The sequence below is a fragment of the Caulobacter sp. FV2ps19 genome, from assembly GCF_058681035.1.
In genome coordinates this window covers 1,633,236-1,659,718 of the sequence record NZ_CM178729.1, presented here as the reverse complement: position 1 = coordinate 1,659,718, position 26,483 = coordinate 1,633,236, and the positions used below count along the sequence as shown (strand labels likewise).

The window sequence follows — 26,483 nt, the reverse complement described above, 5'->3', positions numbered from 1 at the left end:
TCACGTCGTCCATCTCACCGGGGCGCCATTCTGGCTTCCGCAGGAATTGCCGCGCTGCTCTCGGCCGGCGCCGCCATGGCGCAGACGCCCGCCAGCACGGCTGAAGACGCCACCGTCGAGGAAGTCGTCGTCGTGGGCGTGCGCGCCAGCGTCGCCCGGGCCGTCAAGCTGAAGCGCGACGCCAGCACCGTGCAGGACTCGATCAGCGCCCTGGAACTGGGCATGTTCCCGGACGACAACGTCGCGGACTCGCTCAGCCACATCACCGGCGTGTCGATTTCGCGCACGGCCGGCGGCGAGGGGCAGAAGGTCAGCATCCGCGGCCTGGGTCCTGAATATACCCTGTCGACCTTCAACGGACGTATCCTGGCCACCGACGGGGCGGGCCGCGATTTCGCCTACGACGTGCTGCCGTCAGACGTCATCAGCGGCGCCGACGTCATCAAGGGCGCGGAAGCCGCCAACACCGAAGGCGCCATCGGCGGCCTGATCAACCTGCGCTCGGCCAGCCCCTTCGACCGGCGCGGCCAGCAGGGCATCATCCGCCTGGAGGGCGATCGCAACCGGATGTCCGAACTGGACGGCCGCAAGCTTTCGGCGGTGTACAGCAACACCTTCGCCGACGACACGATCGGCGTCCTGTTCGGCGTGGTCGTCGAAAAGCGCGACGACCGCACCGACGTGGCCGGCAATGACGGCGGCTGGACGCGCAATCCCGACCCGACCGACGAAAGCTGGCTGTGGGGCAACGCCTGGGGCGGCAATATCGACCCGAACGGCAATGGCGAGCTGGATCCCGAGGAATACGGACTGATCGCTCCGGGCCAGTTCCGCGTCGGCTCCATCCTGGAGAAGAAGAAGCGCAACGCCTTTACGGCAAAGGTCGAATGGCGACCGAACGACAATTTCCGCCTGGTCGTCGACGGACTGTCGACCAAGCTCGACTCCCCGCAGGTCGGTTACCAGCAGTCCTTCTACCCGCTGTACGCGCCCGGTCGCTGGTCGAACATCGTGGTCAAGGACGGCATCGTCACCAGCTTCGACATGAACAATCCCGATCCGGAAATGCGCCTCAATCCGGAGCTGCTCAACCAGACCTCGTTCCGCGTCGTTGAAACCCAGCTGTATGGGGCCAACGCCGAATGGAAAGTGTCCGACAGCCTGACGGTGACCGGCGACATCTACCGCTCGACATCCAAGCGGCACTCCGGGGGCCAGGACAGCTATGTTGTTCTGCGCATGAACCAGGCGAACACGGCCCATATCGAGCTGGGCGGCGCGCGCGTTCCCAACGTCACGGTCAATTTCGACGACGGCCGCGACCTGGCCAGCGGCCTGGCCAGCGGCGCGTTCAGCGACTCCGATTTCAACACGCACTACTTCTCGCTCGAGGGCGACAATATCGATGACAAGATCAGCGGTGCGTCGTTCAAGGGCCGTTGGGCCACCGCGTACGGCTGGCTCGACAACGTCCAGTTCGGCGCCACCTACACCGACCGCACCAAGTCGCGTGACCTGATCAACAACTCCCTGACCGGCGGGGCCGACTACTATTCCGGCGACAATGCGATCAATGTCGGCGCCCTCGGCGGCAACGTGATTTCACAAAGCTTCAACCTGCCCAACTTCATGAGCGAGGTTGACGCCCAGTTCCCGCGCACCTTCCTGGCCTTCGACATCGCCAGCTATCAAAAGGCGCTGGCGGGATATGACGGCCAAGCGCGGCCGGGCGGCGGCGTCTACGACTATTCCGCCGCAGCGCCGGTGTGGAACCCGCTGCAAAGCTACCGCGTGGCCGAGAAGACCTGGGCCGGCTTCATGCAGGCCAATCTGGAGGGCCAGCGCTGGAGCGGCAATGTCGGCGTCCGCGTCGTGCACACCACGACCAACGCCCAGGCCTGGGACGCCAAGATCCTGGAAATCATCGAAAACGGCGCCTTCAACTACACGGCGGTGTATGACGATCCGACGTCCATCAATCAGGACAACGACTACACCTACGTGCTGCCGTCGTTCAACTTCAACTACAAGATCACCGAAGAACTGCGTCTGCGTCTGGGCGCGGCCAAGACCATGGCGCGGCCGTCGGTCGAGACCCTGGCGCCGACCAACACCACCGAAAGCGTGTCTTGGGGCGAGTTCACCCAGATCTACAGCGGCAATGCGGCGCTGAAGCCCTATTCGGCCGATCAGTACGATGCGTCTCTGGAATACTATTTCGCGCAAAACTCCATCTTCAACGTCGCGGTGTTCAAGAAGGACATCAAGGACCAGATCACCACCAGCTGGGAGCCCAACCAGGACATCGGCGTACCGGGCTACACCTTCAACGTCAGTCGTCCGATCAACGGCGACTACGCCAAGGTCAAAGGCGTCGAGATCGGCCTGCAGCACTTCATGAACAACGGCTTTGGCATCCGGGCGCAATATACGCGCAACTGGGCCAAGAGCTGGGTCGGAGACCAGGAGCGGCCGCTGGAGGGCATCGCGCCGTCGGTCTATTCGCTGGGCGTCTTCTATGAGCGCGGCCCGGTGTCGCTGAGCCTTTCGGGCGACCACACCGAGGGCTTTGCCACGGCCGTGAACGTGCTCGGCGAAGGCTATAACGAAGAGGCGGACCCCATTACCTGGGTCACGGCGCACGCGTCGTACAAGTTCAACGACAGGATGGACATCTCGCTGGAAGGTCAAAACCTTCTGGACGAGGCCAATACCTACAGCATCAACGGAAACCCGCTGCTGCCGCAGGGCTACTACCGCTATGGCGCCTCTTACAAGCTGGGCGTGAGCTACCGGTTCTAGAGCAAGACGCGTGAAATCGGACTCACGCGCCTTGCTCTAGGTTTTTGTTTTCGCATCGTTTTTGCGGGAAACCGGCGTCCACTTTTCCGCACGATGCTTTGGAACGCCGCCGCCGCCGGTCCCGCCCTTCAGGCGGAACCGGCGGCGGATCGTCGCCAACCCGGATTGAACACAGGCCAGATTGAACACAGGGCGCAATATCATGGCTTCATGGGCGCCGATGAATGAACGGCTCAGAGGCGTGCGATCGGCTCTTCTGTCCGTCGCCTTGCTGGCCGCAGCATCCCTTCCGGTCCAGGCCCAGCCCGCTGCGTCGGGCGCCGCCAGCGCCGATTTCCGCCTCACCGATGCGGACTTCGCCAATCCGGAACGCGGCTTCTATCGGGCCGCCGAGACCGACCTCGACGCCCTGAGCGCCGCCTTCGTGGCCCAGACCTACGCCGAGGGCCACCGCCTGATCTATGCGCGGATCAACCTCGAGCCCTACCGCGCTACCGACCTGCCCCCGGCGTTTCTCGACAGGCTCGACGCCGCGTTCGACACCGCGCGCCAGGGCGGCGTGAAGCTGATCGTCCGCGCGACCTACAACTATCCAAGGGGCGAGACCCAGTACCGCGATGCGCAGGACGCCGCCCTGCCGCAGGTGCCGGCGCACCTGACCCAGCTCAAACCGCTGCTCCACCGCAATGAAGACGTGATCGGCTTCGTGCAGGCCGGCTTTATCGGCGCCTGGGGCGAGTGGCATACCTCATCAAACGACCTCACGACGCCGGCCAGCCGCACCCGGATCAAGGACGCCCTGCTTGAGGCGACGCCGGTCACGCGCTTCATCCAGTTTCGCTATCCGCCCTATATGCAGGACTGGACGCCAAGGCTGCCCGAGCTGGGCGCGGCGCTGGATGGCGGCTTCCGCATCGGGTTTCACAATGACTGCTTCCTGGCCAGCGACACCGATGTCGGCACCTATGACGACGATGCCGACCTGCGCGAGCGCCAGCGGCGCTACAGCGACGACCAGGGCGACCTGGCGCCCTTCGGCGGGGAGACCTGCAACCCGGCTGATGATCCCGATCCCCTGCCCCGCACGGCCTGCGCCGACATTCTGGGCGAAGGGGCGCGCTATAACCTGACCTATCTGAACGACGACTATTACCGTCGACTGTTCCATGACGCCTGGCGCAAGCAGGGGTGCATGGACGAGGTGCGCCGCCGCATGGGCTATCGCTTCGCCCTGGTCAGCGTCAGCCATCCGGCCACCCTCGCGCGCGGCGGTGAGCTTTCGGTGTCCTTCGTGGTCCGGAATTCGGGCTGGGCGCGGCTTTACAATCCACGGCCGGTGGAGATCCTGCTGCGCGACCGCAAGTCCGGCGTCGTCCGCCGGCTGGCGGCGCGCGGCGCCGATCCTCGCCGCTGGCTGCCGGGGGCGGAGGCCCGCGGAACGCTCACCGTAGCCCTGCCCGATGACGTGCTGGGCGCCCAGGAGGTCTGGCTGGCCCTGCCGGACGCCGGTCTGCGCCTCAAGGCTGATCCCCGCTTCGCCATTCGCCCGGCCAATGCGGACGACGGCGCCAAAGGTCAGAGATGGGACAGCCAGCTGGGCGCCTTTGCGGTCGGGACCACCGTCGTCGTCCTATAGCCACCCGTCGGCGGTCGGGAAAGGCCGTTGGGGCTAGGCGCCGATCTTTGCCGGCCCGACGCGGAGCCCGGCGCGTCTAGCCGACAGGGCGTCTGGATGATCGAGACCTGAGGGACGCCAAAACCTCCAGGCCCTGCGAGGCGGCTCGGGGTCGAGGTGCGCCAGGGCGCTGGACAGCTTCGAGAACAGGATGTGGAAGGGTCCATCCGCCGTGATCTCGCCGGCCGCATCCAGGGCCCGGATCATCCGGCGCGCCTGGTGGCGATAGGCGACGCCGCAGGCGTCGGGGTGGGGTTCAGGGGCCACACAGTCGGAGAAGTCGGGCGCCAGGCCGGTGGCGGCGGCGATCGTGGCGCTGATCTCACGCCCATAGGCCTGGTCGGCGCCCAGCCGGTCGACGTCGATCACCAGATCGGCCTGGGCCAGGGCCTTCAGATAGGACAGCACATAGACCGCGATGAAGGCCGCGAACGACACATCGGCCGGCGCGCGCTTGAGGCGTCGCCGCAGCGCCGCAACCCGCGCCTTCAGCGCGCCGGACACCCGGGGCGCGCCCAGCAGGGCCGCCGCCGGGGCGCCGCCCGGCGCCTCGGACAGGATCAGGTACTGGCACTGCTCGAAATAGGTGGGCCTGGGCCGCTTGCGCAGCGAATAGAACGACAGCCACTGCTGCACCGGATCGCGGATCAGCACGATGTGAAAGCCGCCGGCCTGGGCCCGCAGCCACCCGACCTTGCCCAGGGTGCGGCAACAGGCCAGCACCGGGACGCGCCCCCGGGCCTGGGCCGCTCCGACCAGCCGCTGCACATAGGCCGCCTGGTCGGGATCATCGACTTGGGGATCGAGGAAATAGTCGTCCAGGGCGAAGCGCGACTGATAGCCGTCCACGCCGCCGCCGGGGGCCAGCAGGTCCGCGAACTCGGCCAGATAGGGCTGGGCGCCGCCAGGATGGCGCAGGCCGCTGGCCTGGGGCGTATGGCTGGCTATGGCGTCGGGCGTCAGGTCGGCCAGGGCCTCGTGCCAGGGCTCGTAATAGGCCCGGGTGGTCGGCAGGGCCCGAAACCGGCTCCAGACATAGGTGCTGGAACATCGCCATCCGCTATGGATGAACACGCAATCCCTCACGCTCTGATCTCCGTCCGCCATCGGGACGGACAGCGTGATCAGAGGACGTGGCGCGCGGATTTCGACGTTATGCGGCCCCGACAACTGGCGCGACGGCGGCGCGACGTGGCCGATACAAAAGCGAGACGCTTCAGACGGCCTGCGGACGCCCCGTCAGCGGCCTATTCGGCGGCCTGCATCAGCGGGGGCGACGGGGGGCCCATCCGTTCGCTTCGGGCCACCGGCAACCGCACCTGAACCCGCAGGCCGCCGCCCGGCAGGTCCAGCCGGATATCGCCGCCGTGGGCGCGGACGATCGAGCGCGCCGTGGACAGGCCCAGGCCGACGCCCTGCTTGCTGGAGGTGCGGGCCTCGACGCTGCGATAGAACGGGGTGAACACCCGCTCCAGCTCCTCGGGCGGCAGGCCAGGACCCTGGTCGACAATCTCGGTGACCGCCTCGTCGCCCTCGACATACAGCCGCACCCGGGCCCGATCGCCATACTTCACGGCGTTGTCGACCAGGTTGGCGAACACCCTCTGCAGGCCCAGCACCGAAACCTCGACCTCGGCGGCCTCGCCAGGCTCCAGTTCGACCGCCGCGCCGGTGACTTCGGCCTCGTCGATCACGCATTCCAGCAGCGAGCGCAGATCCACCCGTCGCCGAATGCCGGCCTCGGCGTCGTCGCGCATGAAGGCCAGGACCGAACTGATCATCGCCTCCATCTGGTCGATATCCTGGCTGATCTCGCGGCGCAGGGCGGGCGAGGCTCGTTCCAGGCGGAACCGCATGCGGGCCAGCGGCGTGCGAAGGTCGTGCGAGATGGCCCCGATCATCGCCGTGCGATCAGAGATGTAGCGGGTCAAACGGGCCTGCATGGCGTTGAAGGCCCGGGCGGCGCGCCCGACCTCGGCCGGACCTTCGCTGACCATCACCGGCGAGGACGGGTCGCGGCCCAGACGCTCGGCGGCCGAGGCGAAACCCGCCAGCGGCGCGGCCAGGCGGCGGGCGAAGATCCAGCCCAGCGGCGCGACCACGGCCAGGGACAGGGCGAACCACATCAACACCCGGCGCTGCCAGCTGTTGGGAAAGCCCTCGGGCTTGGGCCGCAGGGTCGCCCAGCGCCCTTCGCCGACCTTCAGGGCGGCGACGAAATCGCCTTCGATATAGGGGGCGGGCGCCAGGCCAAAGAGGTTGCGCGCCACGGGCGGGGCCAGGGTGCGGCCGGCGACGGCGCTATCTGGCTCGACGGGAACCGCCCGCGCGGTCGGCCCCGGTGCGGGGGCCGGCGCTTCGACCGCCGCCAAGGCGGGAGGCGGCGTCGGGCGGGTGACGGACACAGGGGGCGTGATGACCGCGGGCGCCCGCGCCGCCGCGTCGGCGACCGGATCCAGAACCAGGGGTTCGGCGGGATCGTCCTGCGTCGGCGCCGGGGTCACGACACGGAACGGGGCGCTGAACAGGGGATCGGTATAGGTGCGGGCCGACCTTAGAACCGATCGGCCAGGTCCCAGGTCCCCGACCGCGGGCCTTACAAAGCCAGACGCCCCGCCAGAGGCGGGGCGGACAGGAAAGCGGGGCCGGACCATGTCGCGGTCAGGACGCATATTGGCAGACGCCCCCGGCAGCCCGCCGGGCGGAAAGGGCAAGCCGCGAGGCGGCGCCGCCCCGACTCCGGGCGGCCTGACACCCGGTCCACCTGCCCCGATCCGTCCGCCGAACGGGCCGGGCGGCGGCCCTCCCGGTCCCGGAGCAGCCGGTTGGGCATTGGCTGTCGAGGTCACCAGGCCTGACAGGACCGACGCCCGGTGGGCGCCCCGCCGCTCCTCTGTGCCGGCGAAGGGCGGCGGCGCATAGAACAGCACGCGGACGTTGCGCGGATCGACCTTGAGCAGCCCAGCCAGGTCGCTGCGGGCCTGGTCCGACGCCACCCAGCCGGGGCTTTGCAGGCTGGGCGGCTCGGCCTCGAGCGTGCGGACCAACGGGCGATCGCTTTCAGCATTATGGTCGGGGGGGGAGCCGCGCAATCCGGCCGCGATGTCGGCCAGGCTGTGCTGCGCGGCGGGCGGCGGCGGCAGCAGGACGGTAAGGACCAGGGTGGCGGTCTGGGCGGCGACCAGGCCAACCAGCAGCAGGGCCAGGATGTGAAAGGCGATCGGCGGGCTGGGCCACCGGCGCGTGATGCGAGCCAGGGCGCTCATTCCACCGTGACCTTGGCGTCGAGCATGTAGCCCATGCCGCGATAGGTCCGGATCAGCTCCTGATCGGACTGTGACTCGATCTTGCGACGCAGCCGGCTGATATGCAGGTCCACCCGCCGACCGAAGGTTTCAACCGCCTCGCCGGCGACGATACCCATCAGCGCATCGCGCGACACCACCGAGCGGGCGTGCTCGACCAGGGTCAAGAGGATGATGAACTCACCGGGCGTCAGCAACAGCAGGACGCCGTTGGGCGCGGTCAACTGCCGGGCGGCGACGTCCAGCCGGAAGCCGGCAAACACCTGCGCGGCGGGCTTGCCGCTCTTGACGCCCTGGGTGCGACGACGAAGCAGCGCCTTGACCCGGGCCAGCAGTTCGCGGGGCGGGATCGGCTTGACGACATAGTCGTCGGCCCCCAGCTCCAGCCCGACGATGCGGTCCACCGGATCGCCCAGGGCGCTGAGCAGGAGGATGGCCGGCCCGTCGGTTCCGGCGATCTGGCGGCACAGGGACAGGCCGCTTTCGCCGGGCAGATTGACGTCCAGCACCAGCACATCGACCGTTCGACTGTCCAGAACCTCGCGCGCTGCGACGACATTGGCGGCCTCGCGCACGACATAGCCCTGGGCGGTCAGATAGGCGCCCATCTCCTGGCGCAGGACCTCGTCGTCCTCGACCAGCAAAACGGTGGCGGTGTCGGCAATGTCGGGCGCGATCATGGTGGCGATTTATGACACAGAGGTCAGGGCCGAACCATGGCGGCGGCGCTGTGTTTCAGGATTCGAGCCGGCGAATTGTCGCATCGGCCAAGCTTTCAACCTCCGGCGCCCCATCCCCAAACAGCAGGAGGTCCTCGGCGGTCGCGTCGGCGAACAGATCCTGAGCCTGCTGTGAGCCTGCAAGCAGGGCGATGGCCGCCTCGGCCTCGGCCGGGGGCCAGCGCTCAAGATCCGCCCCCAGGGCGCTGAGATTGGCTTTCAGTTGGGCGATGTCCATGGCTACAGATCTTCTTCTGTCTCTGGAGAATTGTTTTCAGCGCCTGCCGCCCCCGTTTGAGGAGCGACCGCACCGCCTGTTCCGAACAGTCCATGAGGTCAGCAATTCTACTAACCTCGGACTCCTCGAAATAGAACAGCTTCAGGGCCTGGGCCTGGCTGGCCGGAAGGCGATCCAGGGCCAGCCGCAGGCCCTGGGCGCTTTCCAGCCGCTCCAGGCGACCCTGTGCGTCTTCCGGCGCCGGCGCGCGGGCATCGGCGTCGGCGAGACGGGTCATGACGTCCTGCGGTTCCGGCGAGGACCGCAGCGACCGCCGCCGGTCGATGGCCTTGTTGATGGCGATCCGGTGCAGCCAGGTCGAGAACCGGGCTTCGGGCCGCCAGTCGATCCGCGCCTTCCAAACCGAGACGAAGACATCCTGGGCGACGTCCTCGGCCTCATGCAGGTCGCCCAGCACGTTCAGCGCCAGACGGCGCACCATCCGCAGGTGGCGATCGACCAGCAGGCGAAAGGCCCCCGGCTCATCGGCCGCGCACGCCATGAACAGAGCTTCGTCGGAACGCGTGTCAGCAACATCAGCGGTCATCGAACCTGGCATTGTCTCAGTCCAATTCAAAGTATCCCTGAAACAGACTAAGGCAAACGACGTGCCACATTACGAATTGATGCAGATAAAAAATACGCAGTTATTTATCCGCAATCTTTCCAATACTCATCATTTCACTCTTAGTGATTTGCAGAACGGATGTAACAATTCAAGCGACTTTTGATACGAAGGTGACGCGTTGCTGCGACGAGAGGCATCAGTCAGCGCCTCCAGCAAGAAAAGGTAGAACCGCCGCAGCATTGCGCCGTCTGGTCCGGCGGCCTGAAAATCCAGATGCGTCGACAGCACCGTCAGGATCCGGGTCGCGCGCGCGGCGTCGCGGCACATTTGATCCAGCACTCCGGCCTCATGGGCCGATTTTGCCGAGGCGATCGCCCGATAGAGCTCGTCATGCACCGCCGAGAGCACCTCGCGCCCGCTCAGGTTCAGGCGGCCGGCGGCGGCGTAGGCCCCGAACGCCTGGCTGTTAGTTGCTGCTGTCATCGCTGCTGGCTCCTAGGATGGATTTGATCTGTTCTTGAAGGGTTTGGGCCGCGTACAGCTCGGTCTCCATGGCCGCGTATTTGGCGACCAGGCGGGTCCGATATTGCTCGGCGGCGGTGCGGATTTCGTCAGCCTTGGTGGTCAGGCTGGAGTCGATCTCTTCCAGGCTGTCGATCTGGATCTGGATCTTGCCCGTCGAAGCGTCGGTGAAGGCGCCCAGAACGCTGGTGATCTTGTTGGCGAAGCCCTGGTCGATCGTCACGGCGATCGAGCCGCTGGTCGCCGAGGCCAGGGCGAAGGACAGCCCCTCATAGATCGAGCCCTTGACGCCGGTGATCAAACTGCCCGTGACCGTGAACAGGCTGTCGTCGCCGTTCACGGAGACGCCGCTGATCACGCCGTCCGTCGCCGTCACATCCAGAGTGAAGTCGAACGACACGGCCGTGTCGTTCTTCATCAGCTTCAGATTGGCGTTGTCGGTCTGGTAGTTGCTCTCGAAGAAGCTGGCGATGCTGGACAGATTGGTCAGCAGCAGGTTGTCGAGGGTGGTTTCGTCCGACAGCGTCAGCTGGTTGTCGTCGGTGAAGGTGATGCCCAGGTCGGAGAGGCTGGTCACGTCGCCGCCGGCTGAGCTGGACGAGCCCGACAGCACGGAATTCAGCTGACGCACCACGTCGCGCAGAATGCTGTCGGCGAACAGCACGGCGTCTTCTGACACGCTGCCGTCCGATCCCACCGTCTGGTTGGTGATCACGAAGGACCGCAGTTCGTTATAGGCGCTGATGAAATCGGTGATCGACGTCTTGATGTCGTCGTAGTTGGCCTCGATGTCGAGGGTGACGCTCTGGTCGGCGGTCGTGGCCTGCAGCAACGAGATCGACAGCCCCGGCACGACGTCCGTCAGTTCATTGCTGTCGCTGGTGATCGTCAGACCGTCAATGACGACGATCGACGGCTGGGCGCTCTGCAACACCGTGGCGAAATCGCCGCTGGCGTCGGTCAGCCCAATGCCCAGACCAATGTCGTCGCCCGATACGGTCGACAGGGTGATCTGCTGGTTGGCGTCGGTCGTCGACATCACCAGCTGGGCCGTCCCGCTGCTGGTGACCACCGTGGCCGAGACGCCGCTGTCGGTAGTCGTGGCGTTGATGGCGGCGGCCAGATCGCTCAGCGTCATATCGGCGGTGACGGTGATTTCGACCGCCGTTCCGCCGCTGACGCCCAGCGACATCACGCCGTCCAGCGCCAGCCCGGCGGTGGCGCTCTGGCTGGACGAAGCGACCTTCATGGCCTTGGCCAACTGCGTGACTGAAATCTCGTAGGAGGCGGCGACCGCGTCGCTGTCGGCGCTGACCGCAATAATGTCTGTGGCGTCGCTGCCGTCCGAAGCGGTCAGATAGGCCTGCTTCTCGTCGAAGGCGTTGGTGGCGGTCGACAGCGCGCTGAAGGTCGTGGAGGCCAGGGTGGACATCGAGTCCGACACGGCCTCCAGCAGGGACTGCAGGCTCTCATAGGCCGTCACCGTGGTTTTGTTGGCGGTGACCTTGGCGTCGATGGTGTCGGCGCGCTGGGTCTTCTGCGCCACCGCCGCTTCGATCAGCGCATCGGTGTCGAGGCCCGAGATCGTGCCCGTCACATAGCTGGACGAGCCAGAGGTGGAGACGGAGCTGGTGGAGCTGGTGCTGGTCATGACTGCCTCGAAGGATCACCGGAAAAGGCGGCGGGAGGACCAGAGCCCCCCCGCCAGATCCGTGAACGCCGGCGCCGAAACGCCAGCGTTCGCCGCAGGATCGACTACTGCAGCAACTTCAGAAGCGACTGGCTCATCGAGTTCGCTTGCCCGAGGGCGGCGATCGCTGCGCTGGTCAGAGTCTGTGCGTTGGTGAAGTTGGTCTGTTCCGCAGCGATATCCACGTCGGAGATCGCCGACTTTGCCGACTGCAGGTTCTCGAGAGACGTGGAGATCACGTCGCCCCGATACTCGAAGCGCGACAGGGTGGCGCCGACCTCGGCCCGCGACTTCGACACCGCCGTGATCGCCGTATCGATCGCGTCCATGGCAGTGGCGGCCGTTTCAGCGCTGGTGATCTCGGTAGCGTCGATGCCAAGGCTCGCCGTGTCAGTGGCCGAGAGCTTGATACTGATCGTATCATTGCTGCTCGTGCCGACCAGGAAGGCGACGCCGTCGGTCGACGTGTAGTCACTGGTTCCCAGCAGCTCGTTCCCGTTGAAGTTGGTCGTCGACGCGATGTCGTCGATTTCCTCCATCAGCTGGGAATACTCAGCATTGATATAGCTGAGGTCATCGTCGCTGGAGCTGCCCGACTGCGCCTGAGCCGTCAGCGACTTCATCCGTTGCAGGATGTCGGCGATGTTGGACAGGGCGCCGTCGGCCGTATTCAGCACGGACGTACCGCTGGTGACATTGGTGGCGGCTTGGTTGAGCACGGTGATGTCAGCGTTCATGGACGTTGCGATGGCTAGGCCGGACGCATCGTCCTTGGCGCTCACAATCCGCGAGCCGCTCGACAGCTTGGCAAGGGACTCGCTCTGCGCGGTGGAGTTGTTGTTGAGGTAGCGCAGGGCGGTATTGGCCGCTGTGTTGGTTGAGATAACAGGCATTTTCTAATCCGGTTCTCTGCTTGAGGCCGCAGCCGGAACGCCCGGAGCGGGAAACCACCCGCCGTTCTGCGCGGCCTGGCTTCGAACTTTGAACGGGCCCTGTGCGGCAGATGGGGCGGTTTTTCTTTTCAGCCTCTCGGCCCGGCGGCGGCCGCGAAAAAAACACCGCCCCATCCGCCGCCCCGCCCCCGTTGAACCCTTTGATCGGCGCCGCCTGGCGTCACCGGAGGGTTTCCAATGACCGCCATCACGTCCGCCACGGCCGCCGCCACGACCACGACGACCTCGTCGACCAGCTCGTCTCTGGCCCTGGGCACGACCGACTTCCTGAACCTGCTGATGACCCAGCTGGAGAACCAGAACCCGCTGGATCCGGAGGACCCGACCGAGTTCACCAACCAGTTGGCGACCTATTCGGGCCTCGAGCAGCAGATCAGCATGAACGACAAACTGACGGATATGTCGTCGAGCCTGACGACGATGTCAGACAGCCTGTCGTCGCTGCTGACCCAGGTCCAGCTGCTCGCCTCGGCCTCGGAATAGAGCCGCGCCATGAGCCTTTCCTCCGCCCTCTCCACCGCGGTGTCGGGCCTGACCGCCCAGAGCCTGGCCCTGTCGGCCATCTCCGAGAACATCGCCAATTCGGCCACCACCGCCTACAAGACCAAGGAGGTCAGCTTCCAGTCCCTGGTCAGCGGCGCCTCCGGGTCGGCCACCTCGACCAGCTCGGTCCTGGCCCTGACCAATCAGGCGCTGTCGGTAGGCGGGGTGATCTCGACCACCTCGGTCTCGACCAATGTCGCCATCGACGGGGCCGGCTTCTTCGTGGTCTCCTCCGATCCCGACGCCGCGGCCACCGACCTGTCCTACAGCCGCAACGGCAGCTTCACGACCGACGCCGACGGCTATCTGGTCAATAGCGAAGGCTACTATCTGAAGGGTCTGGCGACCGACGCCGACGGCAATGTCCTGGCCTCCAACGCCAGCGACCTGTCGGCCCTGGAGACCATCAACTTCAACTCGATCGGCGGCACGGCCAAGGCGACGGCCAATGTCACCATGGAAGCCAATCTGCCGGCGGATGCGACGATCGACCAGGAATTCTCCACCAGCATGGAGATCATCGACTCACTGGGCGTCAGCCACACGGTGGGCCAGACCTGGACCAAGACCGCCGACAACACCTGGTCTCTGACCCTGTCCGACCCGACCCTGACCTCGGACACCACGACGACCTCGGGCGCCATTTCGCCCACGACGGTCACCGTCACCTTCAACACCGACGGCAGCCTGGCCTCGACCAACCCCTCGCCGGTGGTGCTCAGCCTATCCGGCTTCACAACCGGGGCGGCGACCAGTTCGATCACCCTGGATCTCGGCGCGGCCGGCGGCACGGACGGCCTGACCCAGTTCGCCTCGACCTCCTCGATCCTGTCGATCACCCCGACCTTCGAACAGGACGGCGCCAACTATGGCGAGCTGTCCGGGATCGAAATCGACGCCAACGGCCTGGTCACCGCCAATTTCGACAACGGGGTCAGCCTGGCGATCTACCAGATCCCCGTCGCCACCTTCAGCAATCCCGGCGGCCTGACCCATGTTTCGGGCACGGTCTATGATGAGAACACCAATGCCGGCCAGGTGCATGTCAACCTGCCCGGCGACGGCAGCTCCGGCACGCTGGTGGCCCAGGCCCTGGAAGGCTCGACCACCGACACCGCCACCGAGTTCAACAAGATGATCATCGCCCAGCAGGCCTATTCGGCCGCCTCGCAGGTGATCAGCACCACCAGCGACATGTTCGACACCCTGATCCAGGCGATGCGGTGAGCGAGATGGGCGTCATCGAAACCCTGCGCCTGCGCGCCGAACGCTCTCGCCGCTTGGGCCACGAGGCTCCGCTGGTCTCCACGGTCGAGGAGGCTCGCGCCCTGGCCCAGAGCGTGGCCGACGGCCTGGCGGCGGCCACGGATCAGGACCGCCTGCTGCTGCTGTCCAGCCTGCACGACGTCCAGGCGGCGCTGTCGTCGCGGCTCTCGCGACTGGACGGCGAAATGAGCGAGGCCCGCGCCCGGATCACCGCCGTCAATCGCGGCCTGTCGGCCCACGCCGGCTATCGCCCGCGCGGCGGCGGCAAGGGCTGATCGCCATGTCGCTGAGCTCGATCATCAATGCGGCGGGCTCGGCGCTGACGGCGTCCCAGGTCCGGATCGCCGTCGCCAACACCAATGTCGCCAACGCCGACGACCTGACCTACACGCGCAAGACGGTCAGCTCATCGCCGACGTCCGCGACTTCGACGGTGTCGAATGAGACGGTGCAGCGGGCCAGCGACACGTATCTGAGCAAGACCGTCCTGAAGACGGCGGCGGCCGCCGGCCGCGACTCCACGATCGACACCTATATGCAGTCGTACGACGCCGCCCTGGGCTCGACCACCAGCGGCGACGACATCTCCAGCCTGCTCTCGGCGTTCTCGACCGCCCTGTCGGGGCTGGCGTCCAACCCCAGTGACACCACCAAGGCCCAGCTGGTCTCCGACGCCTCGGCCCTGGCCCAAAGCGTCAAGACCCTGTCGAGCGATATCCAGAGCCTGCGCACCCAGGCCAACGACCAGATCGACGCCACGGTCGACAGCGTCAACCAGTCGCTCCAGGCCCTGGCCTCGCTGAACAGCCAGATCGCCACCGTCACCGCCCAGGGCGGCGACATCACATCACTGCAAGACCAGCGCGACGCTGAGCTGACCACCTTGTCGGGCCTGATCGGCGTCAGCAGCTATCTGACCTCCGACAACCAGCTGCGCATCTACACCACCGGCGGCGACGCCCTGCTGGGCACCACCGCGGCGACGCTGAGCTACACCGCCTCCGGACAGCTGGGCGCCAGCGCGACCTATCCGGGCTCGATCGCGGGGATCACCCTGAACGGCAAGGATGTCACCGCCAGCCTCAGCGACGGTGAGCTGGGCGCCCTGATCACCCTGCGCGACACCACCTTGCCCGCCGAACAGGACAAGCTGGACGCCCTGGCCACAACCCTGATCACCCAGGTCAATGCGGTGACCAACAGCGGCTCGCCCGTTCCGGCCCCGGTCACCCTCACCAGCGCCGACACCGTCAGCGCCACCGACGCCTTCTCGGCCACGGGCAGCCTGCAAGTGGCCGTGGTCGACGCCAACGGCGGGGTGGTCTCGACCCAGACGCTGGACCTTTCGGGGATGTCGACCGTCAGCGACCTGATCACGGCGCTGAACGGCGTCAGCGGCGTGTCGGCCAGCATCGACGCCGACGGCAAACTGTCGATCACCTCCACCAACAGCGCCAACGGCGTCGCCCTGGCCGATATCGGCGCATCGGTGGGCGCCGCCGGCAGCGGCGTCTCGGACTATTTCGGGTTCAACGACCTGTTCTCGGGCAGCAACGCCACCGACATCGGCGTGGACGATAGTCTGTCCAGCAACATGTCAGGCTTGGCGACCGCGACCCTGTCGGCGACGGGCAGCCTGGCGGTGGCCGACAGCACGGTCGCCGACGCCCTGTCGAAGCTGTTGACCACCAGCACGACCTTCGCCGCCACCGGCTCCCAGTCCGCCAAGATCAGCAACCTGTCAGCCTATGCGACCAGCTTCGTGGCCGGTGCGGCGACGATGGTCTCCAGCGCCGCCAGCCAGAGCGAGACCTCCAGCGCCGCCTACGACGCGGCGACCTCGCGGCTGCAGAACCTCACCGCCGTCAATATCGATGAGGAGCTGGCCTTGCTGACCGACTACCAGACCCAGTACCAGGCCAACGCCCAGATGATCACCATGGCCAAGGAGCTGTTCGACACCCTGATCAGCATGGTCAGCTGATGAGCACCCGCATTTCCAGCTTCGGCCACAGCAGCGCCATGCTGGCCGCCAGCCTCAAGGTCCAGGCCAAGCTGGCCGACCAGCAGACCCAGACGGCCTCGGGCGTCAAATCCCAGACCTATGGCGGCATGGCGGGCAGTACGGCCAGCGTGCTGACCCTGACCAACCAGAGCGCCCGCCTGACGGCCGACAACAACGCCGCCAGCACGGCGGCGGCCTATGTCCAGGCGGCCTATTCGGCGGTGGGTTCGATCGCCGACCTGGCCACCACCATCAAGACCCAGCTGGCCTCGATGATGAGCAGCTCCACCCAGGATGAGGCCACCATCACCCAGTACGCCGCCGACTGGCTAAGCGACCTGGGGGCCCTGCTCAACAGCAAGCAGGGCGACACCTATCTGTTTTCGGGCCAGTCGGTCGGCGTTTCGCCGGTCGACTTCACCGACGCCGACTACGATCCTTCGGCCGGCGCGGACACCAGCTATTATCAGGGGGCCTCGACCAGCCGAACCTATTCAGGTTCCGATGGCAAGACGATGAACCTGTCGATTTCAGCCGACGCCGAGCCCTTTGAAGCCCTGGCGCGGGCCATCGCCACCGTCGCCGCCGATCCAACCGACGCCACCGCGATCGCCTCGGCCTACGCCCTGGCGGGAACCGCCCTGACCGGGATCGGGACCCTGCAGGAGAAGGTCGCCATCCAGGCCTCGTCCCTGGAGGCGGTAACGGAGCGCAACACCGCCACGATCGACGCCCTCGACGGCCTGGTCTCGGACCTGAAGGACGCCGACCTGACCCAGGCGGCGGTGCTGACCACCCAGTACCAGACCCAGCTGGAGGCGTTGTTCTCGATGATCAGCACGCTCTCATCGATGAGTCTGACGAAATATCTGTAGAGCTCGGCGCCAAGGCGCGATGAGCCCCCTCCTTCCGTCTTCCCGGCGAATGCCGGGGAAACGGGTAGGGGTTTGAGAGGCTTGAGTTCGACTTGGGTCTGGGCCCTGGGTTCCGGCGCGTCGATCAGTCGGCCAGAACGCGGTCGACGCGCGACGAGAAGATATAGCCGACATGACGCACGGTGCGGATCATCTGACCGCCGCCGGCCGCTTCGTCGAGCTTGCTGCGCAGGCGGCTGACCGCCACGTTGACCTGCTGCGGCGCTGAGCGGAAATGGGCGTCGGGCGGACCCTGGCGCAGTTCATCGCGCGTCAACACCGCATTGGGCCGGTCCACCAGGGCCCAGAGCACCAGGAACTCGGCCGTCGACAGCGCCACCGGGCGACCATAGGGGTCGTACAGTTCCTGGGTCGTGGGATTGAAGCGCCAGCCCTCGAAGCGATAGACGAACGCCCCGTTCGACGCCGGCTCGTCGCCCCGCGTATCCTCACTGCGGCGCAGCACGGCCTTAACCCGGGCCAGCAGTTCGCGCGGCCGGTACGGCTTGACCACATAGTCATCGGCCCCGATCTCCAGGCCCACCACAACGTCGCATTCGTCGCCCGACTCGCTGACCACCATGATGGCCGGCGGCGAGGGCAGGTTCAGCAGCCGGGTGCAGACCGAAAGGCCCGAGGCGTCGGGCAGAACCAGATCCAGCATGACCAGATTGACCGGCGTCTCGCGCAGGATCTGGTCCATCTCGTGGGCGGTGCCCGCGCCGATGGTCTGCAGGCCGTAGCCGGTCAGGAGGGCTCCGATAGCCTGACGCGCGGTAGCGTCGCCGTCGAGGATGAGGATGCGCTTTTCCAAGGTCTAGAACATCGCTCGCCCGACCAGACGGGCCGTGTATTTGGTCTGTTTGCGCGAGGCCTCCACCCCGCCCTCGAGGGCCAGATAGGACATGGCCGAGCCGCTGCGGAGGGCAAGATCCAGCGTAACCGCGCCCTGCTTGTCGGCGCTCGAGGCCAGGGTGAACAGCGAGCCGCCGGAGAAGCTGGCGACCGTATCGCCCATCTTGCCGGCCAGGGTCTGGCGGTAGCCGACCCGCACCTCGGGCCGCACCCAGACATCGGTTCCGTACTGGGTCCCCAGCACCAGGCCCAGGTCACCGCTCAGATTGCTGGCCTTGCGGGCCGCCACGGTCAGGTCGAAGCCCTCGCCGCCGCCGTGCTCGTGGCGCTCGTCTTCCCACAGCCACACATAGTCCAGCCGGCCCTCGGGGCGCAGATAGACCCGGCCCAGCTTGGCCTCATAGGCGACGCCGGCGAAGGCGCTGGCGATCGCGCCGTTCCAGGCGGCGGTGTTGGTGAGCAGCACATCGGCCGTGCCGTCGGCGTCGACATCCTCGCTGATGAAGCTGCGATCACCGTTGAAGCGGCTGTAGCCCAGACCGCCACCGAGGTTGAAGCGCCAGCCGCCGGTCGAACGCCGCCAATAGACGCCCCCCTGGACGACGGAGGCCGTCGTCTTTTCGCCGACCTTGGCGACGGTGTCGTGCTCTTCCAGGCTGACCAGTGCCAGGGTGACGCCCAGTGCGCCGCCGGCGTCGCCCATGACCTCATAGCCGACCACGGCGCCCATCGCCTGGGTGTCGGAGCCCTGGGTGTCGCCATCCTCGCGCCGGACCAGGGTGTTGATCTCCTGCACCCAGACGCTGTCTGGGCCATAGCGCTCGGCGCCGTCCGGCCGAATGGCCGTCGCGGCCGAGATCTGCTGCTGCACGGTCTGCCAGGCCGAGAACAGGCCCTCGCCCTGGCTGGGCAGCATCTGGTCGTACAGATTGAAGAAGCCGTCGCGCGTGTTTTGATTGAGGAAGGCGCCGGCGATGCTGGTGTCGTTCGAGAGGGCCGCAAACACCGCGTCATAGGCGCTGGTCTCGCTGCGCGACATTGAGGCCTCGGCCGCCGTGCGGCGACGCACGTCGATCAGCACATTGTCGCCCTCGGCATAGCCCTTGGCGACGTAAAGATAGGCGACGTTGCCCAGCAGGTCCTGGTCGATGTCGCCGGCCGTCAGGCTGCCGGCCTGGATCACCGTATAGGTGGTCGGGGACGTCAGCAGGCTCTGCAGGCTCAGGCCCAGAGACGCGCCTGAAGTGATGTTGGCGGTGTCGACCACCAGTTTGGTCTGGGTTCCGGCGGCGGGATCGGCGGTGAAGACCAGGGTGCTGTCGGCGCCGAGGGTCAGGCTGGTCGCCTTGATCGTCTCATCGTTGGAAATATACAGCTTGCCGTCGCCGATGCTGATGTCCAGCAGGCCGTCGCTGTCGGTCAACGCCCCGATGGCGTAGGCGCCGCCGTCCAGGGTGAACTTGTCCGCGCCGTCGCCAAAGGCGATGTCGCCGATCAGGCCGCCGTTCAACAGAGACAGGCTGTCGGCGCCCGAGCCGAACAGCACCGAGCCGCGGATCAGGGGCTCGTCAGCATCGTCCACGCCGTCGCCGTCGGTATCGGTGTCGGCGACGTCATCATCGCCGTCGTCGCCGTCATTGACCCCTGACTGGACGATGGTCACGCCGGTGGTGTTGCGGCTGACATCAATGGCGATCGCCTGGCCGGTGACGGTCTCGTTGGTGGCTTTGGTGTCGGTGTCGTCGGTGTCGTATTCGTCGTCGGTGGCATAGACATAGGCGGCGATCGTACCGGTGTTGGTGATCGAGCTGAGGGTCCCGGACGCGTCGTTGATCGCATAGGCCGAGCCGCCCTCGCCGGCCACCGTGGCGCCGATGGCCCCGGCGTTGATGAGGCTGGTCATCGTGGCGCCGGAGGCGATGCTCAGGGCCGTGGCGGTCACGGCGGTGTCGCCGGTGATCGAGGCGCTGAGCGAGCCGGTGTTCCACAAGGTCTGGGCCACGGCCCCGGCATTCAGCTTCAAGCCGACCGCGTCGGCCTCGTAGGCGCTGGCCGTGATCGAGCCGTCCAGCCGCACGCCGCCGGTGATCAGGGTGGTCTGACCGGTGTCGCCGCCCAGCTGCACGCCGGTGGCGGTGATCCCGTCATGGATGCCGGCGGCGGTCACCGAGCCCTTGATGATCAGGCCGTAGGCGTCATCCCCGGTTCCCACCGCGCCCACCGTCACAGCGCGGCTGTCCGAGCCGATCAGAAGGGCCGGGGCCGAGCCATAGGCGACGATCGAGGCCGTGCCTTCGCTGCTGTCGGTGACGTCGTCGCCGTCCTCGTCGTCGCTCGTGTCATCATTGGTGTCGGTGGGCGGCGCATCCAGCAGCACACCGCCGGCCACATTGGCCGTCACCCGCACGCCGCCGCCGCCCTGCAACAGGTCGTCGGCGTCCAGAAGGGCCTCGTCGTCCGGGTCACTGTAGCGGCTGGTGATCCGATAGCCGGTGGAATAGACCGAGCCCTGAAGCTTGAGGACCCCCGCGACGTCGCCGTCGACCGCCACCCCGACGCTGCCTGCGCCCAGCACGCTGATCGAGCCGGTGCTGGTCAGGTCGCCGCTGATGGTCCCGGTGTTGCGCACCCCATAGCCGCGATCGCCGGTAACGCTGATCGAGCCTTCATTGAGCAGCGAGCCCGTCAGGGCCGACTCGAGGCTGATGCCCGCCGAGTCATTGCCCTCGAGGGTGATCGAACCCGAGGAATCGTTGGTGATGGTTCCGACGAACGGGCTGTCGCCGGTCAGCCGGACGCCGTAGCGCCCGGTCCCCTTGGCGAACAGGCCGTCATAGTCGCCGTCGTCGTCATCGTCGCTATAGTCATAGTCCTCGAGCAGGCTGATGGTGGCGCTGTTGAGGACCGTGCCGGTATGGCCGCCCAGCACCAGCACGCCGACGGAATCAGACACGTTATTGGTCGAGAGCGCGCCGTTGTTGGTCAGGGTGTTGTCGCTGTCGACCGTGGCGACCGCGCCCGAGACGGTGGGCTTGATCACCCCGTCCGAGGTGATCTTCACGTCGTCGGCCGCCCCGGCGTTTGCCGTGGAGGTGGCGATCGGCGTGGTCCGCGAACTGCTGGTGACCTCGGTTTCGGCGCGCGCGCCGCCGGCCAGAAACAGCAGAGGCGCGAGGGCGACCGTGGTGAAGAGGTAGCGGGACATGAAGGACCTGTGTGGCGTGCCCGCCTTCGCTAGATCCTGGGGATGGCTGTGGCATGACCCGCACGTATCGCCGTTGATAAGCTTGCCCGTCGGACCTGGAACATTGTTGCAGGTTTGCGGCGAAACCCGCTGTTCGACGGCCGCGTCTTTGCACCACCCTATCGGGCGGCCACGCCGATAGGGCCCGTCATGCGCTGCCGATGTCGCTTTTTAGGCCTTGCCCCAAGGTCTTGACCCGAGCCTGGCGGGCATAGCCTTTCGCTCCCTATGAGAGCGGCCGCGTCACTTGCGCTTGGGCGTATAGGGCTTCTGGGCGCGCCAGGCTTCGGCGAACTTTTCCAGGTCCGAATCGATCGCATCCGGCAGGGTCAGCATCAGCCGCGCCAGCAGGTCGCCGCGCTTGCCGCGGGCGTCGACCAGGCCCCTTCCCTTCAAGCGAAGCGTGGCGCCGCTGTTGGAGCCCTTGGGCACGGCCAGCATCACCGTACCGTCGGGGGTAGGGGCCTCGACCTTGCCGCCCAGCACCGCGTCGGGGATCGACACCGGCAGGTCCATGACCAGGGTGTCGCCCTCACGGCGATAGATCGGGTGCGGCTTGATGGCCAGCTCGATCAGGGCGTCGCCGGGACCGCCGCGGCCGGGACTGCCCTGGCCCTTCAGACGCAGGGTCTGGCCTTCCTGGGCGCCGGCCGGAATGGTGACATCGATGGTGCGGCCGTCCGAGAACGCCACGCGCTTCTTGCCGCCGCGAATGGCCTCTTCCAGGTCGATGTCCAGGCGGGCCCGCACATCAGAGCCGCGCGGCGTGAAACCGCCCTGCCCGCCGCCAAAGCCGCCGCCGCCCCGCGCATTGCGCCCCAGGATGTCGCCGAACAGGTCGCCCAGGTCGATCTCTGGACCTTCGCCGCCGCGCGAAAAGCCGCCGCCGCTGCTGCGGCTGAAACCGCCGCCGCCGAACGGATTGCCGGCCCCGCCGCCGGTGAAGCCGCGCTGCACCTCGCGGCCGTCGGCGTCGATCTCGCCGGCGTCGAACTTCTTCTTCTTGGCCGCGTCGCCCAGGATGTCGAAGGCGGCGCTGACCTGCTTGAAGCGGTCCTCGGCGGCCTTGTTGTCAGGATTGGTGTCGGGGTGAAACTGCTTGGCCAGTTTGCGGAAGGCCTTGCGGATCTCGTCCGTCGTCGCGGTGCGGGAAACGCCAAGTTCCAGATAGGGGTCGCGCGCCAAGGAAGGTCCTCGAGACTTAAAAAGCAGAAAGATCGGATAGCCCGACCTCACTTAGGCCATTCGTGGCGACGCACAAGTCAAATGTTGCATTATTATCACAGCAACAGAGTCGTTGACGCGCCCCAGCCCACCGCCGCCGAGCCTTGCGCCACCGCGACGCTCAGGCTTCCGGCGGTCCCCGCCGCCAGGTCGGCGGCGCGCATCGCGGCGGTGTGGACGAAGGCCGGCGCGGTCAGGATCACCTCCCGCACCACCGCTACGCCATTGAGAACGCGCAGCCGCCAGGTTTCGTTCGCCTCGCTGAGCGGGATCTCACCCTCCCAGACATCGCCGCCCAGCCGGTCGCGGCGGATCCAGCTCAGCTGGCGGTCACCGCCGACGGTCTGCGCCCGCAGATGGGCCGGGGCCAGGGGCGTCAGGGCCCGGCCGCGCCAGGTCAGGGCGGCCTCGCTCATCGCCGCCCCGGCGGGCGGCCCCCCGGCCGGGGCGGCGCGGACGATCAGCGGCGCGCCGCGCTCGAAGGCCGCGACCTCCAGCCGGGCCACGGCCTCGTCCAGCAGCACGACCGACGCCCCGGCCGGGATCACCGCCTCGCCGGCCACGCCGTCGCCCTGACCGCGCAGCAGGCCCGACAGCGTCCAGACATCCTCGGCCACGGCCTGCGCCGTGGTGAAACCGATCATCTCCCAGTCGCCCGAAGCCCCCTGCACCGCCAGGGCGTTGTCGCCGGCCAGCACCGCCGCCAGCGACCGGCTGGACGCCGCGACGCCCTCCAGCCGTACGGTCAGCCGCCCCGCCGGGTCCAGCCGATGGGGCGAGGCCGGCGGCAGGTCGCTCAAGGTCTGGCCCACCGTGGCGGGCGCGGCGATGCGGGCGCGGACCTTCAGGCTGTCGAGATCGCCGCCGGCATGAACCTCGAACGGCCGCCACGGCTCAGCGGCCACCGCTGCCCACGGCCGGGCGTCGTCGCTGGACGCGGGCAGGTCCAGCAGCAGCAGCGCCGGCGGTCCCACCGGCTCGCGCGGCGGGGCGGGGCTCCAGTCGAGGCCGCCGTCGACGCTGGCCCCTTCGGGCGTCGGCGCCAGGGTGACGCGCGGCCGCTCGTCCAGATCCACCCGCAGCACCCGCCAGGTCTCGCCCTGGAACTCGACCCGGTCGCCGGCCTCCAGCCGCAGGGCGGCCAGGGGCGACAGGTGGACGGTCGTCTCGCGCCGCGCCGCCGCCGCCCCGGCCAGCATGCGCCGCGCCACCGCCTCGGCCTCGGCCGCCGCCAGCACGATCGGCGCATCGGCGTCGGCGCTGCCCTCCCCCGTCTCGCGGCGGACGATCAGGGCCCCGGTCTGGTAGTCGCGGGCGGCGTCGATGAAGCGCAGCCGCAGGGCCTGGGCGGGCGCGGCCAGGGTGCGCGTCGCTGAAACGGCGGCGGGACGATCCTCGGGCCAGGCCAGGTCGGCCTCGTCCAGCACGGCCGTCGCCAGGCCGGTCTGGGCCGCCAGCCGCACCTGATCGCCGCGCTCGACCGCGTCCAGACCAAAGGCTGTGGTCAGGGGCGACAGGGCGTCGCGCAGTCGCATCGGCCGGTCGACCACATAGCCCACCACCGCCCCGCCGGCCTCGCCCGGATCCAGGGTCACGCCCGCCCGCGCCGCCAGGGCCTGGACCAGCTGAGCCAGGGGCGCGACGCCGGTGCGGCCGTTCAGCCAGTGGCCCAGCGCCCAGTTGGGCCCGTCGCTCCAGACCTCGGTTCGCGCGGGGAAGTCGGGAAACGGCCGGGCGTCCCAGCACCAGGCGCTGGCCGCCGCGATCATAGGTCCGCCATAGACCGGCGAGGCCGGATTGGCGGCCGGGTCGGCGATCCAGTCCAGCACCGCCTCCAGAGCCAGCCTCTGGCCGTATTCATCGCGCGCGCCGCTGGAATAGGGCGGCAGCCGGCTCTCGGCGCTTTTGGGATCGATGAACAGGTTGGGGCTGTTGGCGCCCTTGTCGACGGCCGGACAGCCAAACTCGGTCAGGCGGATCGGCTTGGAGCGCGGGACCCAGGCGGTCGGGCTCGCCGAACGCACCCCGCCGGGCCGATCATGATGGAGGTTGGACCACCAGCTCTTCAGGTCCTTGGGCCGGAACATCCAGGCCTCGCCATGGGCGCCGTCGGTGATCGGGGTGCGCCGCTGCGCCGCGCGGTCGGCGTCGCCGGCGTAGAACCAGTCAAAGCCCTCGCCGCCGGTCAGGCCGGCGCGCAGATAGGCCGGGTCATGCGGCCCGCCGAACCCCGCCGCCGCGTCCAGATGGTCCTGGCCGTCGCGCCAGTCGGTGACCGGCGGATAGAAGTCGACCCCGACGAAATCGATCGCCGGATCGGCCCACAGCGGATCCAGGTGAAACACCGCATGGCCCGAGCCGTCGGCCGGCTGATGGCCGAAATATTCGCTCCAGTCGGCGGCGTAACCGATCTGGGTCCCCGCCCCGACCATCGACCGAACGTCAGCGGCCAGGGCCTTCAGCGCAGCCACCGCCGGATAGGTCCCGCCCGCCCCGCGCACCGTGGTCAGGCCGCGCAGCTCCGAGCCGATCAGGAAGCCATCGACGCCGCCGGCCATTTGAGCCAGCCGCGCATAGTGCAGCACCATGCGCCGAAAGCCCCAGCCGTTCCCCGTGAAGGTCGGCAGCCCCTCGGCCTGTCCCACCTGCCCCGGCGTGGCGGCGCCGAAGAAGCTCGCCACCTGCGCGGCGGCGCTCGCCCCGCCGTCCGGCGATCCGGGCCGGTCCGGCGCGGGGTGACAGGTGATCCGACCCCGCCACGGATAGGCGCCCTGCTCCGCCGCGCCATAGGGATCGGGCAAGACCGAGCCCGGCGGCACGTCCATCAGCACGAACGGATAGAGGCTGACCTTCAGCCCGTGCCGCTTCAGCTCGGCGATGGCCTGCAGCACGCAGGCGTCCGACGGCGTGCCGCCATAGGCCGGGCCGCCATCATGGACGGAGATCAGGTGCGCGTCGTCGCGGCCCACCCCGCCGGCCCGCCACAGCTGCGGGATCGTCGCCTTATAGGCCTGATCGACGCCCGGCCGGATCTGGCACGCCCCGCAGCGCAGGTCGGTCCCGAACCACGACACCACCAGGGTCACATGATCCACCGTCGGCAGCTGGGCCTGAAGCTGGTCCAGCGACACGGCCAGATCGGGCCGGCCCTCGGTGTTGTTGACGTTCTCGGCCGTGGTCCGGGTCAGGCCGTCGCGGCGCAGCACGGCGTCGGTGGCGTAAACGAACTCGCCCGCCCCGGGGATCAGGCACACGCCCGTCAGGCGCTCCTCCAGTCCCGTCGCCGAGCCCGGCCGGCGAAACACCTCGAACGACAGCTGCGGCGGGCGATTGCCGAAGGCGTCCAGCGGCAGGTCCTCGAACACCACATAGGCCAGGCCGCGATAGGCCGGGGCCGCGCCCTCTATGGCCTCGATCAGCGGATCGGGCGTCTGGTCCTCGGTTCCCCGGTGCAGGCGCATCGTCACGCCCGACAGGTCCATCACCTTGCCGTCGGCCCACACCCGGCCCAGCCCGTCGATCGGCCCCTCGGCCACCGCCACGGCGAACGACAGGCTATAGGCGTAGCTGGTGGTCTTCTGACCCTTGCTCCCGCCCACCCGGCCCTCGACCCGCCGCTCGCGAAACCGCGCCGCCCAGATCACCTGACCGCCCACCCGGCCGCGCCCGAACACGCAGGGGACCGGCGCGCCCTCGGCCGCCCCGGTCAGCCGAAGCTCCGGCAAACGCGGTCCGACCTGCCGGGCCGGCGACAGGGCGTTGAGCGCCGCGCTGTCGACCGCCGCGCCCAGCAGCGCGCCGATAGAACCGCCCACCGGCCCGCCCAGGGCCGCGCCGACGGAAGACAGGATCACCTGGGCCATGTGGGGGGCTCCGGTTTGAAGGTTGATTTTAGTCCGTCTTCCCGGCGAAGGCCGGGAC

20 protein-coding genes are annotated in these 26,483 nt (G+C 67.8%); 7 read left to right on the top strand and 13 right to left on the bottom strand.

Annotation, left to right across the window (positions count from 1 at the left end; translation table 11 throughout):
- Positions 1–75 precede the first annotated feature (75 nt).
- Positions 76–2,802, top strand: coding sequence for a TonB-dependent receptor (locus ACW18B_RS07980; RefSeq protein ID WP_492050999.1), 2,727 nt, complete (start codon positions 76–78; stop codon positions 2,800–2,802).
- A 36-nt stretch (positions 2,803–2,838) separates the two neighbouring features.
- Here the strand turns inward: ACW18B_RS07980 and ACW18B_RS07975 are convergent, their stop codons facing one another.
- The gene (locus ACW18B_RS07975; protein ID WP_492050998.1) at positions 2,839–2,991 is read right to left on the bottom strand and encodes a hypothetical protein; all 153 of its coding nucleotides are present in this window, start codon (positions 2,989–2,991) and stop codon (positions 2,839–2,841) included.
- 52 nt (positions 2,992–3,043) lie between these two features.
- On the opposite strand from ACW18B_RS07975, the gene ACW18B_RS07970 reads away from it, so the two are divergent.
- A complete protein-coding gene (locus ACW18B_RS07970; RefSeq protein WP_492050996.1) occupies positions 3,044–4,438 on the top strand; it encodes a DUF4832 domain-containing protein in 1,395 nt (464 codons plus the stop codon).
- A 33-nt stretch (positions 4,439–4,471) separates the two neighbouring features.
- On the opposite strand, the gene ACW18B_RS07965 is transcribed toward ACW18B_RS07970, so the two are convergent.
- The 8 genes from ACW18B_RS07965 to ACW18B_RS07930 form a co-directional block, all read right to left on the bottom strand.
- Positions 4,472–5,551 carry a hypothetical protein gene (locus ACW18B_RS07965; RefSeq protein ID WP_492050995.1) on the bottom strand — a complete coding sequence of 360 codons (1,080 nt, stop codon included), beginning with the start codon at positions 5,549–5,551 and terminating at the stop codon, positions 4,472–4,474.
- A gap of 173 nt (positions 5,552–5,724) precedes the next feature.
- On the bottom strand, positions 5,725–7,743 hold the full coding sequence (locus tag ACW18B_RS07960) for an ATP-binding protein (protein WP_492050994.1): 2,019 nt from the start codon (positions 7,741–7,743) through the stop codon (positions 5,725–5,727).
- Positions 7,740–8,462: a response regulator gene (locus ACW18B_RS07955; RefSeq protein WP_492050993.1), complete on the bottom strand. Its 723-nt coding sequence runs from the start codon at positions 8,460–8,462 to the stop codon at positions 7,740–7,742. The genes ACW18B_RS07960 and ACW18B_RS07955 overlap by 4 nt, the downstream gene beginning before the upstream one ends.
- A gap of 55 nt (positions 8,463–8,517) precedes the next feature.
- Positions 8,518–8,739: a hypothetical protein gene (locus tag ACW18B_RS07950; RefSeq protein ID WP_492050992.1), complete on the bottom strand. Its 222-nt coding sequence runs from the start codon at positions 8,737–8,739 to the stop codon at positions 8,518–8,520.
- Positions 8,687–9,325, bottom strand: coding sequence for an RNA polymerase sigma factor (locus ACW18B_RS07945; RefSeq protein ID WP_492050991.1), 639 nt, complete (start codon positions 9,323–9,325; stop codon positions 8,687–8,689). The genes ACW18B_RS07950 and ACW18B_RS07945 overlap by 53 nt, the downstream gene beginning before the upstream one ends.
- Positions 9,326–9,454: 129 nt before the next feature.
- Positions 9,455–9,829, bottom strand: a complete 375-nt coding sequence (locus ACW18B_RS07940) for a flagellar protein FliS (protein ID WP_492050990.1) — start codon at positions 9,827–9,829, stop codon at positions 9,455–9,457.
- Entirely contained in the window at positions 9,813–11,519 is a 1,707-nt protein-coding gene (fliD, locus tag ACW18B_RS07935) for a flagellar filament capping protein FliD (RefSeq protein WP_492050989.1), read from the bottom strand. Before fliD ends, ACW18B_RS07940 begins: the two co-directional genes overlap by 17 nt.
- A gap of 104 nt (positions 11,520–11,623) precedes the next feature.
- On the bottom strand, positions 11,624–12,451 hold the full coding sequence (locus ACW18B_RS07930) for a flagellin (RefSeq protein WP_492050988.1): 828 nt from the start codon (positions 12,449–12,451) through the stop codon (positions 11,624–11,626).
- 237 nt (positions 12,452–12,688) lie between these two features.
- Between ACW18B_RS07930 and ACW18B_RS07925 the strand changes: the two genes are divergently transcribed.
- Genes ACW18B_RS07925 through ACW18B_RS07905 form a run of 5 tightly spaced genes read left to right on the top strand, consistent with a single transcriptional unit; the run spans position 12,689 to position 17,200 of the window.
- The gene (locus ACW18B_RS07925) at positions 12,689–12,994 is read left to right on the top strand and encodes a flagellar hook assembly protein FlgD (RefSeq protein ID WP_492050987.1); all 306 of its coding nucleotides are present in this window, start codon (positions 12,689–12,691) and stop codon (positions 12,992–12,994) included.
- Positions 12,995–13,003: 9 nt separating this feature from the next.
- On the top strand, positions 13,004–14,281 hold the full coding sequence (flgE, locus tag ACW18B_RS07920; protein ID WP_492050985.1) for a flagellar hook protein FlgE: 1,278 nt from the start codon (positions 13,004–13,006) through the stop codon (positions 14,279–14,281).
- Complete coding sequence (locus tag ACW18B_RS07915; RefSeq protein WP_492050984.1) at positions 14,278–14,595, top strand: hypothetical protein; 318 nt, start codon at positions 14,278–14,280, stop codon at positions 14,593–14,595. The genes flgE and ACW18B_RS07915 overlap by 4 nt, the downstream gene beginning before the upstream one ends.
- 5 nt (positions 14,596–14,600) lie before the next feature.
- The gene (gene flgK / locus ACW18B_RS07910; protein ID WP_492050983.1) at positions 14,601–16,304 is read left to right on the top strand and encodes a flagellar hook-associated protein FlgK; all 1,704 of its coding nucleotides are present in this window, start codon (positions 14,601–14,603) and stop codon (positions 16,302–16,304) included.
- On the top strand, positions 16,304–17,200 hold the full coding sequence (locus ACW18B_RS07905) for a flagellin (protein ID WP_492050981.1): 897 nt from the start codon (positions 16,304–16,306) through the stop codon (positions 17,198–17,200). Before flgK ends, ACW18B_RS07905 begins: the two co-directional genes overlap by 1 nt.
- Before the next feature lie 124 nt (positions 17,201–17,324).
- Here ACW18B_RS07905 and ACW18B_RS07900 read toward each other — a convergent pair whose 3' ends face one another.
- From ACW18B_RS07900 to ACW18B_RS07885, 4 genes are all read right to left on the bottom strand, one after another.
- Positions 17,325–18,053 carry a response regulator gene (locus tag ACW18B_RS07900; protein ID WP_492050979.1) on the bottom strand — a complete coding sequence of 243 codons (729 nt, stop codon included), beginning with the start codon at positions 18,051–18,053 and terminating at the stop codon, positions 17,325–17,327.
- 3 nt (positions 18,054–18,056) lie between these two features.
- Entirely contained in the window at positions 18,057–21,299 is a 3,243-nt protein-coding gene (locus ACW18B_RS07895) for an autotransporter outer membrane beta-barrel domain-containing protein (protein ID WP_492050977.1), read from the bottom strand.
- A 282-nt stretch (positions 21,300–21,581) separates the two neighbouring features.
- Positions 21,582–22,523, bottom strand: a complete 942-nt coding sequence (locus ACW18B_RS07890; protein ID WP_492050976.1) for a DnaJ C-terminal domain-containing protein — start codon at positions 22,521–22,523, stop codon at positions 21,582–21,584.
- Positions 22,524–22,618: 95 nt separating this feature from the next.
- A complete protein-coding gene (locus tag ACW18B_RS07885; RefSeq protein ID WP_492050974.1) occupies positions 22,619–26,425 on the bottom strand; it encodes a baseplate multidomain protein megatron in 3,807 nt (1,268 codons plus the stop codon).
- Positions 26,426–26,483: the final 58 nt, after the last annotated feature.